15 protein-coding genes and 1 tRNA gene are annotated in these 16,462 nt (G+C 59.9%); 2 read left to right on the top strand and 14 right to left on the bottom strand.

Going from position 1 to position 16,462, the window contains the following annotated elements:
* The first annotated feature begins 279 nt into the window (after nucleotides 1-279).
* Nucleotides 280-1,935: an energy-dependent translational throttle protein EttA gene (gene ettA / locus DMZ65_RS13880; RefSeq protein WP_116599483.1), complete on the top strand. Its 1,656-nt coding sequence runs from the start codon at nucleotides 280-282 to the stop codon at nucleotides 1,933-1,935.
* Nucleotides 1,936-2,330: 395 nt separating this feature from the next.
* Here the strand turns inward: ettA and DMZ65_RS13875 are convergent.
* The 10 genes from DMZ65_RS13875 to iscR form a co-directional block, all read right to left on the bottom strand.
* Nucleotides 2,331-2,407: transfer RNA gene (locus tag DMZ65_RS13875), tRNA-Arg, on the bottom strand.
* Nucleotides 2,408-2,631: 224 nt separating this feature from the next.
* Nucleotides 2,632-3,852, bottom strand: coding sequence for a cysteine desulfurase (locus DMZ65_RS13870; RefSeq protein ID WP_116599482.1), 1,221 nt, complete (start codon nucleotides 3,850-3,852; stop codon nucleotides 2,632-2,634).
* On the bottom strand, nucleotides 3,845-4,435 hold the full coding sequence (locus tag DMZ65_RS13865; protein WP_157960634.1) for a Yip1 family protein: 591 nt from the start codon (nucleotides 4,433-4,435) through the stop codon (nucleotides 3,845-3,847). The genes DMZ65_RS13870 and DMZ65_RS13865 overlap by 8 nt, the downstream gene beginning before the upstream one ends.
* Nucleotides 4,432-4,935 (bottom strand): YIP1 family protein, encoded by a 504-nt coding sequence (locus tag DMZ65_RS13860; RefSeq protein ID WP_116599480.1) that lies wholly within the window; start codon nucleotides 4,933-4,935, stop codon nucleotides 4,432-4,434. The genes DMZ65_RS13865 and DMZ65_RS13860 overlap by 4 nt, the downstream gene beginning before the upstream one ends.
* A 1-nt stretch (nucleotide 4,936) precedes the next feature.
* Nucleotides 4,937-6,220, bottom strand: a complete 1,284-nt coding sequence (locus DMZ65_RS13855; RefSeq protein ID WP_116599479.1) for a SufB/SufD family protein — start codon at nucleotides 6,218-6,220, stop codon at nucleotides 4,937-4,939.
* Nucleotides 6,220-6,975, bottom strand: coding sequence for a Fe-S cluster assembly ATPase SufC (sufC, locus tag DMZ65_RS13850; RefSeq protein WP_116599478.1), 756 nt, complete (start codon nucleotides 6,973-6,975; stop codon nucleotides 6,220-6,222). The genes DMZ65_RS13855 and sufC overlap by 1 nt, the downstream gene beginning before the upstream one ends.
* 32 nt (nucleotides 6,976-7,007) lie before the next feature.
* Nucleotides 7,008-7,622: a hypothetical protein gene (locus DMZ65_RS13845; protein WP_232824994.1), complete on the bottom strand. Its 615-nt coding sequence runs from the start codon at nucleotides 7,620-7,622 to the stop codon at nucleotides 7,008-7,010.
* Between the two features lie 33 nt (nucleotides 7,623-7,655).
* On the bottom strand, nucleotides 7,656-9,179 hold the full coding sequence (gene sufB, locus DMZ65_RS13840; protein WP_116599477.1) for a Fe-S cluster assembly protein SufB: 1,524 nt from the start codon (nucleotides 9,177-9,179) through the stop codon (nucleotides 7,656-7,658).
* 29 nt (nucleotides 9,180-9,208) lie between these two features.
* Complete coding sequence (locus DMZ65_RS13835) at nucleotides 9,209-10,255, bottom strand: cysteine desulfurase family protein (protein ID WP_116599476.1); 1,047 nt, start codon at nucleotides 10,253-10,255, stop codon at nucleotides 9,209-9,211.
* Nucleotides 10,256-10,376: 121 nt separating this feature from the next.
* Complete coding sequence (iscR, locus tag DMZ65_RS13830) at nucleotides 10,377-10,838, bottom strand: Fe-S cluster assembly transcriptional regulator IscR (protein ID WP_084353448.1); 462 nt, start codon at nucleotides 10,836-10,838, stop codon at nucleotides 10,377-10,379.
* Nucleotides 10,839-10,997: 159 nt separating this feature from the next.
* Here iscR and DMZ65_RS13825 point away from each other — a divergent pair, with 159 nt between their 5' ends.
* A complete protein-coding gene (locus DMZ65_RS13825; RefSeq protein ID WP_116599475.1) occupies nucleotides 10,998-11,651 on the top strand; it encodes an alpha/beta hydrolase in 654 nt (217 codons plus the stop codon).
* A 165-nt stretch (nucleotides 11,652-11,816) separates the two neighbouring features.
* On the opposite strand, the gene lpdA is transcribed toward DMZ65_RS13825, so the two are convergent.
* The 4 genes from lpdA to queA all read right to left on the bottom strand — a co-directional run bounded on the left by lpdA (nucleotide 11,817) and on the right by queA (nucleotide 16,435).
* On the bottom strand, nucleotides 11,817-13,211 hold the full coding sequence (lpdA, locus tag DMZ65_RS13820) for a dihydrolipoyl dehydrogenase (protein ID WP_116599474.1): 1,395 nt from the start codon (nucleotides 13,209-13,211) through the stop codon (nucleotides 11,817-11,819).
* 117 nt (nucleotides 13,212-13,328) lie between these two features.
* On the bottom strand, nucleotides 13,329-13,907 hold the full coding sequence (locus DMZ65_RS13815; protein WP_116599473.1) for a DUF924 family protein: 579 nt from the start codon (nucleotides 13,905-13,907) through the stop codon (nucleotides 13,329-13,331).
* Between the two features lie 97 nt (nucleotides 13,908-14,004).
* A complete protein-coding gene (locus DMZ65_RS13810; protein WP_116599472.1) occupies nucleotides 14,005-15,267 on the bottom strand; it encodes an MFS transporter in 1,263 nt (420 codons plus the stop codon).
* Between the two features lie 97 nt (nucleotides 15,268-15,364).
* The gene (gene queA, locus DMZ65_RS13805) at nucleotides 15,365-16,435 is read right to left on the bottom strand and encodes a tRNA preQ1(34) S-adenosylmethionine ribosyltransferase-isomerase QueA (protein ID WP_116599471.1); all 1,071 of its coding nucleotides are present in this window, start codon (nucleotides 16,433-16,435) and stop codon (nucleotides 15,365-15,367) included.
* Between the last annotated feature and the right edge of the window lie 27 nt (nucleotides 16,436-16,462).

The following is a 16,462-nucleotide window of genomic DNA, read 5'->3' as shown; positions in this document are numbered from 1 at the left end:
TCGCATAGTAGCTGCGGCCCGCAGACCAGAAACTACTCCTGAGTGCGAAGATCAACGGCTTTCGACCTTTGCCCTTTCTCAATACGCAGTCGCAAACGCGACTTGGACAGCGAAAAGCCCCCGCATCTCATCAAGCCGCCGACGTTCATTCCGGCATGGCGTTCCCTGTTGACCGGCCTGCCATACAGCAGGATCAGCGGTATCAGCCACGTTGCAGCCAAGTGTCAGGCAGTCTATATGCAATCAACACTTTCAGGACAGAGCAGGATCGTTTCAGACATGGCAGCTTATCAGTACGTCTACCACATGGATGGTGTCTCCAAGGCCTATCCCGGCGGCAAGAAATGTTTCGAAAATATCCGGCTCAGCTTCCTGCCCGGCGTGAAGATCGGCGTTGTCGGCGTCAACGGCGCAGGTAAGTCCACGCTGCTGAAGATCATGGCCGGGCTCGACAAGGATTTCACCGGCGAGGCCTGGGCCGCCGAGGGTGCCAAGGTCGGCTATCTGCCGCAGGAACCCACGCTGGACGAAACCCTAAGCGTGCGCGAAAACGTGATGCTGGGCGTGGCCTCCAAACAAGCCAAGCTCGACCGGTTCAACGAATTGGCAATGAACTACTCGGACGAGACCGCCGACGAGATGGCCGCCCTTCAGGACGAAATCGACAGCAACGACCTGTGGGATCTGGACAGCCAGATCGACGTCGCGATGGAGGCCCTGCGCTGCCCCCCCGACGATGCCGATGTCACCACGCTTTCGGGCGGGGAGAAGCGCCGCGTCGCGCTGTGCAAACTGCTGCTCGAAGCGCCCGACATGTTGCTCTTGGACGAACCGACCAACCACCTTGACGCCGAAACCATCGCCTGGCTGCAAAACCACCTGATCGCCTATAAGGGCACCATCCTGATCGTCACCCATGACCGCTATTTCCTGGATGACATCACCGGCTGGATCCTTGAACTCGACCGCGGTCGCGGCATGCCATATGAGGGCAACTATTCCTCTTGGCTGGAACAGAAGGCCAAGCGCCTTGCGCAAGAGGCCCGCGAGGACAAGTCCAAGCAAAAGACGCTGGAACGCGAATTGGAATGGATGCGGCAGGGCCAGAAAGCCCGTCAGGCCAAGTCCAAGGCGCGCATTCAGGCCTATGAGGAACTCGCCGGGCAGTCCGAACGTGAAAAGGTCGGCAAAGCCCAGATCGTCATCCCCAACGGGCCGCGTCTTGGTGCCAAGGTGATCGAAGTCGAAAACCTGAAAAAAGCCATGGGCGACAAGCTGTTGATCGAGGATCTTGACTTCAGCCTGCCCCCCGGCGGGATTGTCGGCGTGATCGGTCCCAACGGCGCGGGGAAATCAACGCTGTTCAAGATGCTCACCGGGCAGGAACAGCCCGACGAAGGCACCGTGTCCTATGGCGACACCGTGCAGCTGTCCTATGTCGACCAGTCGCGCGACGACCTGAACGCCGATGACACTGTCTGGCAGGCAATCTCGGGCGGTGCCGAAGTCATCAAGCTCGGCGATGCCGAGGTCAACTCCCGCGCCTATTGCGGCTCTTTCAACTTCAAGGGCGGCGACCAGCAGAAGAAAGTCGGCCTGCTGTCAGGCGGTGAACGCAACCGCGTTCACATGGCCCGCCTTCTGAAAGAGGGCGGCAACGTGCTGCTGCTCGACGAGCCGACCAACGATCTGGACGTCGAGACCCTGCGCGCGCTCGAAGACGCGCTGGTGGATTTTGCCGGCTGCGCCGTGGTCATCTCGCACGACCGCTTCTTCCTTGACCGGATCTGCACGCATATGCTCGCCTTCGAAGGCGACGCGCATGTTGAATGGTTCGAAGGCAACTTCGAGGATTACGAGGAAGACAAGAAACGCCGCCTCGGCGTCGACGCGCTGGAACCGAAACGGGTGAAGTTCAAGAAGTTCGTGAGATAAGCATAGCGTGCCGGAATTGCGTCCCGGCACGCCTTCTTCCGCCCAGGCATAGCTGACGTCGTCGGCCCATGTCTGGCTCGGTTGATCCTCTGTACAATGCCGCTCTGACAAATCGCGTGCGATACTGAACGGAAGAGTGCCGTCTGTCGTGACCTTGTGCTTGCGTGCTTGCGGGTTCTCAACACGGATATGTCATTCTGGCACATTAAAGACCCAGTACGACACTGGTTTTCAAGCCGGTCTTCTTCAACTCGTCAGCCATCTACGGCTTGCCGTGCTGAGACGAGAGAGTTCTTGGCTGTGCCCGCGTCACCATTCCAACTCGCTGCCTGTGACTGACTGGGCGGCTGGGCGGATAGAACCGGAAATCCAACGTTATCGATTCGGTGAAAGGATGGCGGTCCCGACAGGATTCGAACCTGTGACCTCTCGCTTCGGAGGCGAGCACTCTATCCAGCTGAGCTACGGGACCGCGTTTTTAGCGGCGTATCTTTGCGGTTTCTGTACGATTCCGCGATTACCGTTTGATTTCCATCTTACCTTTCAACGTCTTGCACCCATATCCCAAAACCTTCGGAGGGCGACGCTTCGTCCGGTTGAGCTATGAGTGTCTGAGTTCGGCGTATAGCCGCCGCGACTTGTGACTGCAATGGCAAATTCCGGCATAAGCGCCAGACATTTCATATGGTCCATCACTCAGCCAAACAGATCATGCGCCAATTCAAGCGCGTCGATCAGCGCGTCGACCTCCTGCGTGGTATTATACATGCCGAAGGACGCACGGCAGGTCGCGGTAACGCCCAGATGATCCATCAACGGGCCTGCGCAGTGATGGCCCGCGCGTACCGCCACGCCCTTTTTGTCAAGGATGGTCGAGATGTCATGCGCATGTGCCGCCCCATCCAGCGTGAAGGAAAAGATCGCGCCCTTGCCCTTCGCATGGCCCTGCACCTGAAGCCAGTTCAACCCGTCCAGCTTTGCTTGCGCATAGTCCCGCAAACTTGCCTCATGTGCGGCGATATTGGCCATGCCGACGCCGGTCATATAATCCAGCGCCGCGCCCAGCCCGATCATCTGCACGATGCCGGGCGTGCCGGCCTCGAACCGCATCGGCGGGTCGTTATAGGTGATCGCATCCTTGTGGACCTCGCGGATCATGTCGCCACCGCCCATGAAGGGACGCATTTCGGCCTGGCGGTCGGCGCGGATATAAATCGCGCCAGAACCGGACGGGCCGTAAAGTTTATGCCCGGTGATCGCGTAGAAATCACACCCGATCTCGGCCACGTTCACCGGCATATGCACCGCCGCCTGACTGCCATCGACCAGCACCGGAACGCCCTTTTCGCGCGCGCCCTCGCAGATCGCCTTCACATCCACCACGGTGCCCAGCACGTTGGACATATGGGTGACAGCGATCAGCTTGGTCTTGGGCGTGATCGCATCCAGCAGTTTTTGCGGGTCGAGCGCGCCCGTCTCGTCGACATCGACCCATTTCAGGACAATGCCCTGACGCTCGCGCAGGAAATGCCAGGGCACGATATTGGCGTGATGCTCCATCACCGACAGGATGATCTCGTCGCCAGGTTCCATCCGCGGCATGGCCCAGCCATAGGCGACGGTGTTGATACCTTCGGTCGTGCCGGAATTCATGACGATTTCATGTTCATCCGCCGCACCAAGAAACTGCGCGATGGTGCCGCGCACCGCTTCATATTTCTCTGTCGCAAGATTAGAAAGGTAGTGCAAGCCACGGTGAACGTTGGAATATTCCTGCGCATAGGCCGTGGTGATCGCCTCAATCACCACCTGCGGTTTCTGCGCTGACGCACCGTTGTCCAGATAAACAAGCGGCTTGTTATTGACCTGCCGCGAAAGGATCGGAAAGTCGGCTCGGATCTGCGTCACGTCATACATAGTCGCTTAGTCCCAGTGTAGAAGTCCCGACAAGGGACAGCAGAATTGAAAGGCCCACCACCGCGCCCAGAAGCGAGATGAAAAGCACGAAGACGGATTTTCCAAGGCTGCCAAACCCATGGGCCGCGTCGATGAAGTTAAGCAAGATCCACAGTCCCGCGACAGCCGCCGCGATCACCAAAAGAACCCCGGCCCCCGGCAGAACAAGGCTGATGAGGATCAGCGCCACTTGCATCAGAAAACGCAGCGCTTGCAGCCAGATCAGCAGCAGGGCGATGTCTTCGAACTGCGCGGTGCCGCCCATCGCGCGCCCGGCCCAGGTGATCACGACGGCAGCCGTGACCACAGATCCGCCAAGAAGCAACATGAATGCCAGAGGCGAAAGATTTCCGATCGCCACGGAGGGGTCAGGCGGCATGAGGGCGGCCATTCCCGCAAAGACCAGCGTGTTCAGCGCCACGACCAGCGCAAAGGCGGTCAGCAACGCCTCTCGCGCCAACCGGGCAGAGATCAGCAGCCGGGCAACATCGCGCGGTGCCAACACCGTTTGCAGGGCAAGCTGAAGGAAGGCTTGCAGGCTCATACCCCTGCCCCCACGGATGTTTGTGGACGCTCCGCCACCCAGAGGCAACGCGCCCAGAACCAGCCGAAGATGGCCAGCCATAGCAACCCGACAAAGCTAAGCGCCGGGCCGGGTCCGATGAACCCGGCAACCAGCCCGTTCAGCAGCATCAGCGGGGACGAGGCCAGCACCGCCCAGAACAATGCCAGACGCGCATCGAACCAGCTTCCGCGCCCGCCAAGCAGACGCGCAACAAGATGGCTGAGCGCCGCCAGCGCGTAGAGCATCAGCGGCGCGATAAAGACCCAAGCCAGCAGCGAGGCCCCCAGCATCGGGTTCAGCTCTTCGCCGGTCAGGTGCGCCTCGCGCGCCAGACGCGGCAGCTGTGCCACGAAGATCACCGCGCAACCCGCCATTACAATGGCAATCGCGCGGTCCTCTCGTTGCCCCATAGACAACAGGCGACGCATCACGCGCCCCGGCCCCCGATAGGTGGCCACGATGTCCTGGGTGACCGGCACCCTACCCGCGCCGCCGCGCGAGCCACGCTTCCATGCGGGTCACGATCTCTTCGGCAAGGCCCGCGTCTTCGATTTCTTCCACCGCTTCGGCAAGGAAAGACAGTGTCAGAAGGTCCGTCGCGATCCCATGCGGAACACCACGCGCGCGCAGGTAGAACAACGCGTCCTCGTCGATGGCACCCGAGGTGGAGCCATGCGAACAGGCCACGTCATCGGCGTAGATCTCCAGTTCCGGCTTGGCGAGGAACTGGCTGTCCTCGTCGAGCAAAAGCGACTGGCTGATCTGATAGCCATCGGTCTTCTGCGCGCCAGCCTTCACAAGGATCTTGCCCTGAAAAACACCGGTGGCACCGTTGCGCAGAACCTTCTTGAAGACCTGACGGCTTTCGCAATTCAACGCGTCATGGGTGATGAATACCGTGTCATCATGCAGAAAATCGCCGTCGCCCATGCAGGCCCCTGCAACATGCGCGGACGCATCGTCGCCGGTCAACTCGATCACGCATTCATTGCGCGTCATCACACCGTTTGCCGTCATGGTGAAAGACTTGAACCGGCTTTCCTGCCCCAGCCGCGCGAAGATATGCGTGGCGGCCTGACGTTCGTGGTCGCGACCCTGAACACGGACATGGTTGAACGCGGCACTGTCCGCCACGTCGATCTCCATCACCATGTTGCACCGTGCCGCGACGGGGCCGCTTTCCAGCAGGGTCAGCTCCGCGCCCGCGTCCATGCGGATCACATGGTGCAGCATGACGTCCGATTTCGGGTCGCTGTGATGATAGACAAGCGCGATGGGCTTGGGTGCCGCGCCGGTCACATGGATCAGCACGCCGTCAGTGGCAAACGCCGTGTTGAGCGCCGCCAGGGGGCGCACCACAGGCGTTTGCCCAGCGATCTCCAATGTGCCGTATAGATCGCGCGCCCAATGAATATCGGCCGAGCCGGCCTCTGCCAGACGTTCGATGCGGACATGATCCAGCGCCAGATCGTCAGAGGCTGCGGCGTCGAACACCCCATCGACAAATACCAGTTTCAGCTGGTCAACCTCACCGAAGACCGGCGCTTCGTCAGCGTCGAAAATCGCGGCTTCGGCGGCGGTTGCTGCGGTCAGCATGTCAGGCCGGGTGTATTTCCAATACTCATCGCGACGCCCCGGCAGGCCGGTTGCCTGCACACGGGTCAGCGCATCGCGGCGCGCAGCTTCGGCCCAGCCGCCTGTCGGCAGGCTGAGCGTGGCCAGACGCGCATCGGTCGCGTCCAGTTTTGCTTGTGCCATTGCCATTACACTGCCTCCGCCAGAATGCCGCCATAGCCGTTCTCTTCGACCTCAAGCGCCAGTTCCGGTCCGCCGGTTTTCACGATCCGTCCATTCGACATGATATGCACCACGTCCGGTTTGATGTGGTTCAGCAGACGTTGATAGTGGGTGATGACCAGAAAACCACGGCCTTCGTCACGCAGCGCGTTCACACCGTCAGCCACCAGCTTCATCGCATCCACATCCAGACCGGAATCGGTCTCGTCCAGAATGCACATTTTGGGTGCCAGCATCGCCATTTGCAGGATCTCGTTGCGCTTTTTCTCGCCCCCCGAGAACCCGACATTGACGGGCCGCTTCAGCATCTCCGCATCGATCTGAAGTTCCTTGGCCTTCGCTCTGATTTCCTTGAGAAATTCGGTCGCGGACATTTCGTCTTCGCCGCGCGCCTTGCGCTGCGCGTTCACAGCCGTGCGCAGAAACGTCATATTGCCGACGCCCGGAATTTCCACGGGATATTGAAACGCCATGAACAGACCAAGCGAGGCACGCTCTTCAGGGTCCAGATCCAGCAGATCCTCGCCTTCCAGCGTGGCCGACCCTTCGGTCACCTCATAGCCGTCACGACCGGCAAGCACATAGGACAGGGTCGATTTACCCGATCCGTTTGGTCCCATGATCGCATGTACCTTGCCTGCTTCAACGGTCAGGTTGACGCCTTTGAGGATCTGCTTATCCTCTTCTTCAAGTTCGACGTGCAGGTTCTTGATCTCAAGCATTTATTTTCCTTCCGTGGTCCCTTTTGGCGCACTCAGGGGCGCACCATCAACTGCATGATCCGCAAGAGCTGCGCCGGTGGCACGGGTTGCGGTGTTACATCAAACCGGGCCATCCGCCCGGTCATCTCCGGCGTGCCGAGGAACTCCTCGACCGCGTGGTAATTCTTGCGCTGCGCATAGTCATCGAACAGCAGCACCAGCGGGTGCTGTGCCATGAATGCCGCCGCCAATGCGCATCCTTCGCGGAACCGGCCGTCCACCAGCACCACATCGGGCTGACGAAATTCCGGCAGGCCCCAAACCTCCAGCGGGTAACGCGGATAGCGCCGCCACTGACTGTCATCAACCGGGCGCCCCCATTCCTTTGTCTCGCCCACATCGGACCAGATCACATCAACTGACGTGCCTTCGCGCGGCGGGTTGTCCTTGAACCAGCCCCGCATCATCTGCGCCCAGCCCTTGTCACTTTCCACCGAGAACACCGTCTTGCCCGGCATGTCGGCCCCCAGCACCGTGGATCCACCACTGCCATATTCCAGAATGACCTCTGCCCGCGCGTATTCGGCACGCAAAAGTGCCACCTCCGGCACGGGCATGGTCAATTCCGGGCGCGTCGGCGGCACCTGCGTGATGGCACTGGTATTCATTGATCAGCCGAGCTCTATCGCGCCGCTCATCGCTTAACCCACCGAGCCTTCCAGCGAGATCGCAACCAGTTGCTGCGCTTCCATGGCAAACTCCATCGGCAGGGCTTGCAACACTTCCTTGGCGAACCCGTTGACGATCAGGGCGACGGCCTCTTCCTCGTCCATGCCGCGCTGACGGCAATAGAACATCTGGTCGTCATCCACCTTGGACGTCGTCGCCTCATGCTCCACCCGGCTGCTGTTATTCTTCACCTCGATATACGGCACGGTATGCGCCCCGCATTTGTCGCCGATCAGCAGGCTGTCACATTGCGTATAGTTACGCGATTCCTTGGCCTTGGGGTGCATCGAGACAAGCCCGCGATAGGTATTCTGCGCCACGCCCGCCGAAATCCCCTTGGACACGATGCGCGACTTTGTGCGCTTGCCCAGATGCACCATCTTGGTGCCGGTATCGGCCTGCTGATGGTGGTTGGTGATGGCGATCGAGTAGAATTCGCCCTGGCTGTCATCGCCGCGCAGGATGCAGGACGGGTATTTCCACGTCACGGCAGAGCCGGTCTCGACCTGCGTCCACATCACCTTGGCCCGGTCGCCCCGGCAATCGGCGCGCTTGGTGACGAAGTTATAGATCCCGCCCTTGCCGTTCTCATCGCCCGGATACCAGTTCTGAACCGTGGAATATTTCACCTCGGCGTCTTCCTCGATGATGATCTCCACCACCGCGGCATGAAGCTGCGAGGTGTCGCGCATCGGCGCCGTGCAGCCCTCAAGATAGCTGACGTAAGAGCCCTTGTCGGCAATGATCAGCGTGCGCTCAAACTGCCCCGTGTTTTCGGCGTTGATCCGGAAATAGGTCGACAGCTCCATCGGGCAACGCACGCCCGGCGGCACATAGACAAAAGACCCGTCGCTGAACACGGCGCTGTTCAATGTCGCATAGAAGTTGTCCGACACCGGTACAACAGAGCCGAGATACTTCTTCACCAGTTCAGGATGGTCACGGATCGCCTCGGAGATCGAACAGAAGATCACACCGGCCGCTTTCAGCTCTTTCTGGAAGGTCGTGCCAACCGAGACGGAATCGAACACCGCATCCACCGCGACCTTGCGGCCTTCTGCGGGCGCGGCCTCTGCCCCTTCGACACCGGCAAGGATCATCTGCTCCTTCAACGGAATGCCCAGCTTTTTGTAGGTCTCCAACAGCTTGGGGTCGACATCATCCAACGACTTGGGCTTTTCGGCCATGCTTTTCGGACGAGCATAGTAATACTGGTCCTGAAAGTCGATCTCAGGATAATCGACCATCGCCCAGTCCGGCTCTTCCATCTGCAACCAGCGATCGTAAGCCGCCAACCGCCAGTCGGTCATCCAGTCCGGCTCGCCGTTCTTTTCCGAGATCAGCCGCACGATATCCGGCGTCAGCCCTTTGGGGGCATAATCCATCTCGATCTCGGTTTCCCAACCGTACTTGTACTTGCCGCCAACCTCGCGAACCGCATCCACAGTCTCGCGGTCCACGCCTTCCTTGACGTTTGTGGTATCCAATGCCGACATGTCTGTCTCCTTCGCTCGAATCCCGGGCCTCAAGCGGCGCGGGCCCGGTGTCTGTGATATTTCTCCAGCCACGCTTCAGCGAAACGCAGCACTTCATCCTCTGTCGTCGCAGGCCCCAGCGACACGCGGATCGCGCTCGCCGCCACGGCCTCGTCATACCCCATCGCGGTCAGTACGCGACTGGCGCGCACCTTGCCACTGGAACAGGCAGAGCCCGCCGAAATGGCAAAGCCCGCAAGATCCATCTGCATGACCTGCGTCTCCCCCTTCCAGCCCGGCACCGCAAGGCAAGAAGTGTTGGGCAGACGTCGCGCTGATTTCCCGACCAAAATAGTCTCTTTTGCGTCAGCCTCAATAGCTATTTCTAGAATGTTTCTAAGTTTTTCGACCCGATCCCAAATACCCGCGTCAAGATCCCGCGCCGCTGCCTCTGCCGCGGCACCGAATCCCGCGATCCCGATAACATTCTCTGTACCGGACCGACGCCCCATCTCCTGCCCACCGCCGCGAATCTGTGCAGCCAGATCCGTGCCCCGCTTCATCACCAGCGCACCCACACCTTTTGGGCCGCCCAGCTTATGCGCCGAGATCAGCGCCATCTGCGCGCCCGACCAGTTGAACGCAAAGGGCAGCTTTCCAAAAGCCTGCGTCATGTCGCTGACCGCCACCCCCTGCGGCAAGTCCTGCACCACCCCGGTTTCGGAATTGGCCAATTGCAAAGCACTGCCCGACGGATCCGCAACGGTCACACGTCCCGCACCATCGACTGCAAGCCGATCGGATACCCACGCCCTCACCGCATCATGCTCTATCGCGGCCCCGTCCAGCTTCCGGCCGACACAGGCCAAAGCCGCCGCCTCGGTGGCACCGGATGTAAAAACAATATCCGCACCTTCCGCGCCCAAAGCTGCCGCCACCTGCGCCCGAGCTTTCTCGACAATCGCTTTTGCGTCGCGACCTTCTGAATGCACCGATGACGGATTGCCGACCAGATCCATCGCCGAAATCATCGCGTCACGCGCCTCGACCCGCAATAACGCCGTCGCATTATAATCAAGGTAAACGCGCGCCTTCACACCCAGCCCTTCTTCTTGGCAAAAATACTCCGGGGGTGAATGCCGCCCCAGGCGGCAGAGGGGGCTGGCCCCCTCCTTCGGGCGCGCGAAACGCGCGCAAACGGCCTGTTACGGAGCAATATCATTCTTCATCCACCACGGCGAACAAGGTTGGCACCGCCGGACAGGGTGCCAATCCGTTACCCACGATATCCGAAAGGCGGGTCTGATGCAGGAACACATAGACATGCGCGCTCAATCCCTCCCACAAACGGTTGGTCAGCGATTGCGCGCGACTGCCCGACAGCCCACCTGACGCACCCGCACCCTTATGCATCGCATCAACTGTCTCATCCACGGCCGCCAACACTTCGACAACGCGAATCTCGCTCGCTGGACGCGCCAGACGATACCCCCCGCCCGGACCGCGGACCGAATCCACCAGCCCAGAACGCCGCAGCTTGACAAAAAGCTGCTCGAGATAAGGCAACGAAACATCCTGCCGTTTGGCAATATCCCCAAGCGTCACCAGGTCGCCTTGCGGCTGAAGAGCAATATCAACCAGTGCCACCATGGCATAACGCCCCTTCGTGCTTAGTTTCAACGCACCCAACTCCCCTCGCGAAACGATTGACGTCTGCTGCCACAGGGCTTATCTGCCATGCAGCCTGACCGGCGCTCAAGCCGGATTAGAACCATTCTAAGGTGCTTGAGTGATTTCGTCAAGAATATTGCCGCACCCCACCAGGAGTCAGACCCGACCATGCCCGAGGTGATTTTTCCCGGACCCGAAGGCCGCCTCGAAGGCCGCTACCACCCGCAAAAGGAACGCGACGCGCCGATCGCCATCGTGTTGCACCCGCATCCGCAATTTGGCGGGACAATGAACAACAAGGTTGTCTACAATCTGCATTACGCGTTTTACAACATGGGTTTCACGGTCCTGCGGTTCAATTTCCGCGGTGTCGGGCGCAGCCAGGGCGAATACGATCAGGGCATCGGCGAGCTGTCGGATGCGGCCTCGGCCCTCGATTACCTGCAATCCATGAACAACAACTCCAAGCATTGCTGGGTTGCGGGTTTCAGTTTTGGCGCATGGATCGGCATGCAATTGCTCATGCGCCGCCCCGAGATCACCGGGTTCATCTCGGTCAGCCCTCCTGCCAATATGTATGATTTTTCCTTCCTGGCCCCCTGCCCATCCTCTGGTCTGGTGATCAACGGCACCACTGATCGCGTTGCGCCACCTGCGGATACACGGACGCTTGTGGGCAAGCTGCACGAACAGAAAGGCATCACCGTCACCCATCAGGAGATCGACGGCGCGGGCCATTTCTTTGAAGAGCCGCATATGGACACAATGATCGGGAATGTCTCGGACTATGTGAAGCGTCGTCTGACGGAGAACACGCGCTGAACAGGTAGAGCACGGGCAAGCGGGTGTTTAACCCTTTGCGGGATGAAAAATCCGACGTGTCTGTTTGAGATTGCGGGAGTGAGGGGCCAGCCCCTCACACACCCCGGAGTATTTTCACCAAGAAGAAGCAGTGATCGCGTTTTTCTTTGCCCATTTTATCGGCGGTCAGACGTGGATTGCGCGACCGTAAGCATCCAGCACGCTTTCATGCATCATCTCTGACAGGGTCGGATGCGGGAAGACGGTTTGCATCAGGTCTTCTTCGGTTGTTTCAAGCTGTCGGGCGACGACGTAGCCCTGAATCAGTTCGGTGACCTCGGCACCGACCATATGGGCACCAAGCAGTGCGCCGGTCTTGGCGTCGAAGATGGTCTTTATCAGGCCTTCCGCCTCACCAAGAGCAATAGCCTTGCCATTTCCGATGAATGGGAAACGGCCCACATTGATGTCAAAACCTTTCTCTTTGGCCTGGGCCTCTGTCAGGCCGACGCTGGCGATTTGCGGCTGGCAATAAGTGCAGCCGGCAATCGCGTCGGGTGATACGCTGTGCGGCTGACCGTCTGCGATGAGCTCTGCAACCATCACGCCTTCGTGGCTGGCCTTGTGTGCAAGCCAGGGCGCGCCGGCGAGGTCTCCGATGGCGTAGAGGCCCGACACACCGGTACGGCAATACTCGTCTGTCACCACATGGGTTTTTTCGACCTTCACGCCCAGTTCTTCCAGCCCCAGACCTTCGGTATTGCCGACGATCCCCACGGCAGAGATCACCGTGTCGAAAGCCTGTGTCTCGGTCTTGCCGCCCTGTTCGATATGGGCCGTGACGCCCGCATTTCCGCGATCGAGCTTCGTGACATTTGTTTTTTCGCGGATGGTCATGCCCTGTTTCACAAAAGCCTTTTTTGCGAAAGCCGAAATCTCGGCATCTTCGACCGGCAGGATCCGGTCCATGACTTCGGCAACGGTCGTGTCCGCGCCCAGCGTATTGTAGAAGCTGGCAAATTCAATGCCGATGGCGCCGGATCCGATGACCAGCAGACTTTTGGGCATATGCGGCGGTTGCAGCGCGTGTTTGTAGGTCCAGACATGTTTGCCATCCGCCTCAAGCCCCGGCAATTCCCGGGCGCGGGCTCCGGTGGCCAGAACGATATTGTCGGCTTCAAGCTCCTGCGTACCGTTGTCGGTCTTCACTCTGACCCGGCCTTTGGCAGGCAGCGTCGCCTCGCCCATGAAGGTTGTGATTTTGTTTTTCTTCATCAGGTGGCCGATGCCGGAATTGAGTTGCTTGGCCACGCCGCGCGAGCGTTTCACCACCGCATCCAGATCATAACCGATGCCATCGGCCTTCAGCCCAAAGTCACCGGCACGTTGCATCAGGTGAAAAACCTCGGACGAGCGCAGCAGTGCCTTGGTGGGAATGCAGCCCCAGTTGAGGCAGATCCCCCCCATATGTTCGCGCTCGACAATGGCGACCTTGAGACCGAGTTGCGCGCCACGGATGGCGGCCACATAGCCGCCCGGCCCCGCTCCGATCACGATCATGTCGAATGTTTGCGACGCCATAGCGTGGACCTCCGGTTCGTTCTGTCATGCCGAAGCACGCTAGCCGAAGAGCTGAAGGGCATCAACGGGAACCGGGGCGACACGGGGCCGCCCGCGCCCGTTATCGAATAAGACCTGTCAGGCCGGGACGTTGATCTGCTTCAACATTTTCGCGTAACCGCCCGCGGCCATGAACGCGGCCTCTGCGTCGGTTGTCTTTCGTCCCAGCGCGTCATTGCGATAGGGGAACCGTCCAAACTGGCGAATGATCTCGCGATGCGCCTGTGCATGGGTAAGGTTGCTTGCGCCGGTTTCCTTCATCCGGTCGCTCATCAGCCGGATGCACCTGTCCTGATCACACAGGTTTTCCGAATGCATCATCGGCAAGTAAAAAAACTGCCGCGCAGGTTCGTCGATCTTCAGATCCCAGCCGCGTTTGACCGCTTGTTTCGCAGCGGCCAGACCGATCTTGTCAGACGCGAAGGACTGCTCTGTTCCGCGGAACATGTTGCGGGGAAACTGGTCGACAAGGATGATATAGGCCAGCGCCCCGGACGGGTAGGTCAGCCACATCGCGTGACGCCCCTCCATTGCTCCTTGCCAGCTCTCAAGAAACTTGTCGCGTATCTGCGCGTCCAGCTCCTTGCTCCCCTGATACCAACCTTTCGGCCCGATTTCATCGAGCCAGAACTTGAGAACATCTTCAGGTGCCACCATGGCTCACACTCCTTGCGGTTTGCCCCCCCGCAGATGCGAGAATGCTAACACCTCATTAACAGTTTGAAACAGTAACAAATTACGACAAACCGTCACATCATGCGGCGGCGTCCTGCGTGTCGTCCTGCGCGCTTTCGATGGCCAGTTCCTGCGCCACCTCCACAGCGACGGGTGTGGAACCGGCAGTCAGCGGCGCATAGGCGGCGGTTTCTTCGCTCGAAGGTGCAGGGCGTTGGGTCATCCGGTAAAGCGCATAGCCCGTCAAAGACAGCATCAGACCGGCGATAAACACGAAGAATCCACCGGGGCCGAACATCTCGATCATCCAGCCGGTGATCAACGGGCCTGCAATGGCACCAAGCCCGTTGATGAACAGCAATCCACCAGACGAGGCGGCCATATCTTCGGTGCCCAGAAAGTCGTTTGTATAGGCGATCAGCAGCGAATACAGCGGATTGGACATGCCACCGATGAGAAAGGCCGCCACCAGCATCAGCGCGAAATTTCCGTTCAGAAAGACCGCAACCGATGCCGCGACACCGCCGATACCGGCGCAGATCGTGATCAATTCGCGCCGGTCCATCCGGTCGGATAGCCAGCCAAGCGGATATTGCAGCACCAGCGCGCCGATATAGAACGACGCCACGAACATCGAGATTTGCGTCAGCGTCATGCCCGCCTGTGTCCCGTAGACCGCCGCCATGCCGAATTGCGCGGCGAACACACCGCCCAGCAGGAACATGCCGACGCAGCCCAAAGGCGAGGTATGGAACAGAACGCTCAGCTTCATCGGTTTGGTGGTTTCAAACGCCGGTGTGGGCGAGATCGACAGCAGGATCGGGGCGAAGGCGATGGATACCAGCACCGACGGAATCACATACAGCAGATAGCCGGACTGATCCGGCACCAGAAGCAAGCCCTGGGACACGATGATCCCGACCATTTGCACAATCATGTAAACCGATAGCGACTGCCCGCGGGTCTCGTTGCTGGCGGCATTGTTCAACCAGCTTTCGGCGGTGACATAGACACCGCAATAGCAAAACCCGATGATGACCCGACCGATGATCCAGGCCATCGGATGTTCAAACGTCGGATACATGATCAGCACGGCCGAAATGAACGACCCAAGTGCTGCGAAGACACGGACATGGCCAACCCTCCGGATCAATCCGGGCGTCATCCGCGACGCGAACAGAAACCCCAGGAAATAGGCCGACATGACCATCGACATCTGGAAAGCGGAAAACCCCGCCTCGTCGCCCCGCACGCTGAGAAGCGACCCCTGAAGGCCATTGCCCAGCATAAGCAGCATCATGCCAAGCAAAAGCGCCCATGAGTTTTTGAGAACGTACAGCATCGTGCCTCCGGCGGAACGAAAGAGAGTTTTGGCGCCAGGGCCTTTGTTTCAGCCTACCGGACGTGCGGAGAATCAACTGTCTTCGCAGCGACGCTCTTCATCCTTCGGCGTCGCTTTTGCAAGACGGCAAAAGCAGCGAGGCATCGCCATAGGAAAAGAAGCGGTATTCTGCCTCTACCGCATGCGCATAGATCCGCCGGGTTCTGTCCTGCCCCATCAATGCAGAGACCAGCATCAGCAAGGTCGATTTGGGCAGGTGAAAATTGGTCATCAACGCGTCGGTGATGCGGAATTCGTAGCCCGGATAGATGAATATATCCGTATCGCCGGACCAGGCGCGGATCTCGCCATCTGCGGCCGCACTTTCGATCAGACGCAGCGCGGTTGTCCCCACCGGGATGACACGCCCGCCCGCCGCGCGGGTGGCCGCGATCTCGGCGGCGGCGTCTTGCGTGACCTCGCCCCATTCGGCATGCATCCGGTGGGTGGTCACATCCTCGACCTTGACGGGCAGGAAGGTGCCCGCGCCGACATGCAGCGTCACATGGGTAAACTGGATGCCGCCTTCGTGAAGCCGCGCAAGCAAGGCGGCGTCGAAATGCAGCGACGCCGTGGGGGCGGCCACGGCGCCGGGGCGTTTTGCCCAGACGGTCTGATAGTCGGTCTTGTCGCGCTCATCCGCCGGGCGTTTCGCGGCAATATAGGGCGGCAGCGGCATCGCCCCCGCCTCTGCCAGAGCCGCATCAAAATCGCTGCCTGTCAGATTGAACCGGAGCCGGGCCTGCCCGTCCTCGCGCGCCTCGACCGTCGCCGACAGCTCAGGCGAAAAGGTGATCTCCTCGCCGTCTCGCACTTTCTTCAGCGGTTTGAGCAGCGCCATCCAGCAACCATCCGCCGCCGGATCCAGCAGCGTGACCTCGATCCGGGCCTGCGTCAGTCCTTCGGCCCCGTCACGTTCGCGCAAGCCAGACAATCGCGCCGGGATTACCCGCGTATCGTTCAGCACCAACCGGTCGCCGGGGCGCAGCCAATCCAACAGATCCATGACCACCGCATCGTGGATTTCATCGCCCTGTGCCACCAGCAGTCGCGCCGAGGATCGCGGGTTCGCAGGGCGCGTGGCGATCAGTTCATCCGGCAGGTCAAAGTCAAAATCGGCAAGCTTCATGGTGGGCTCTTCATCTCAGGCTTGGGT

The sequence above is a fragment of the Primorskyibacter marinus genome (assembly GCF_003313245.1).
Classification (GTDB): domain Bacteria; phylum Pseudomonadota; class Alphaproteobacteria; order Rhodobacterales; family Rhodobacteraceae; genus Primorskyibacter; species Primorskyibacter marinus.
Note: the sequence above shows the minus strand (reverse complement) of the source record. Positions and strands in the feature narration are given on the sequence as shown.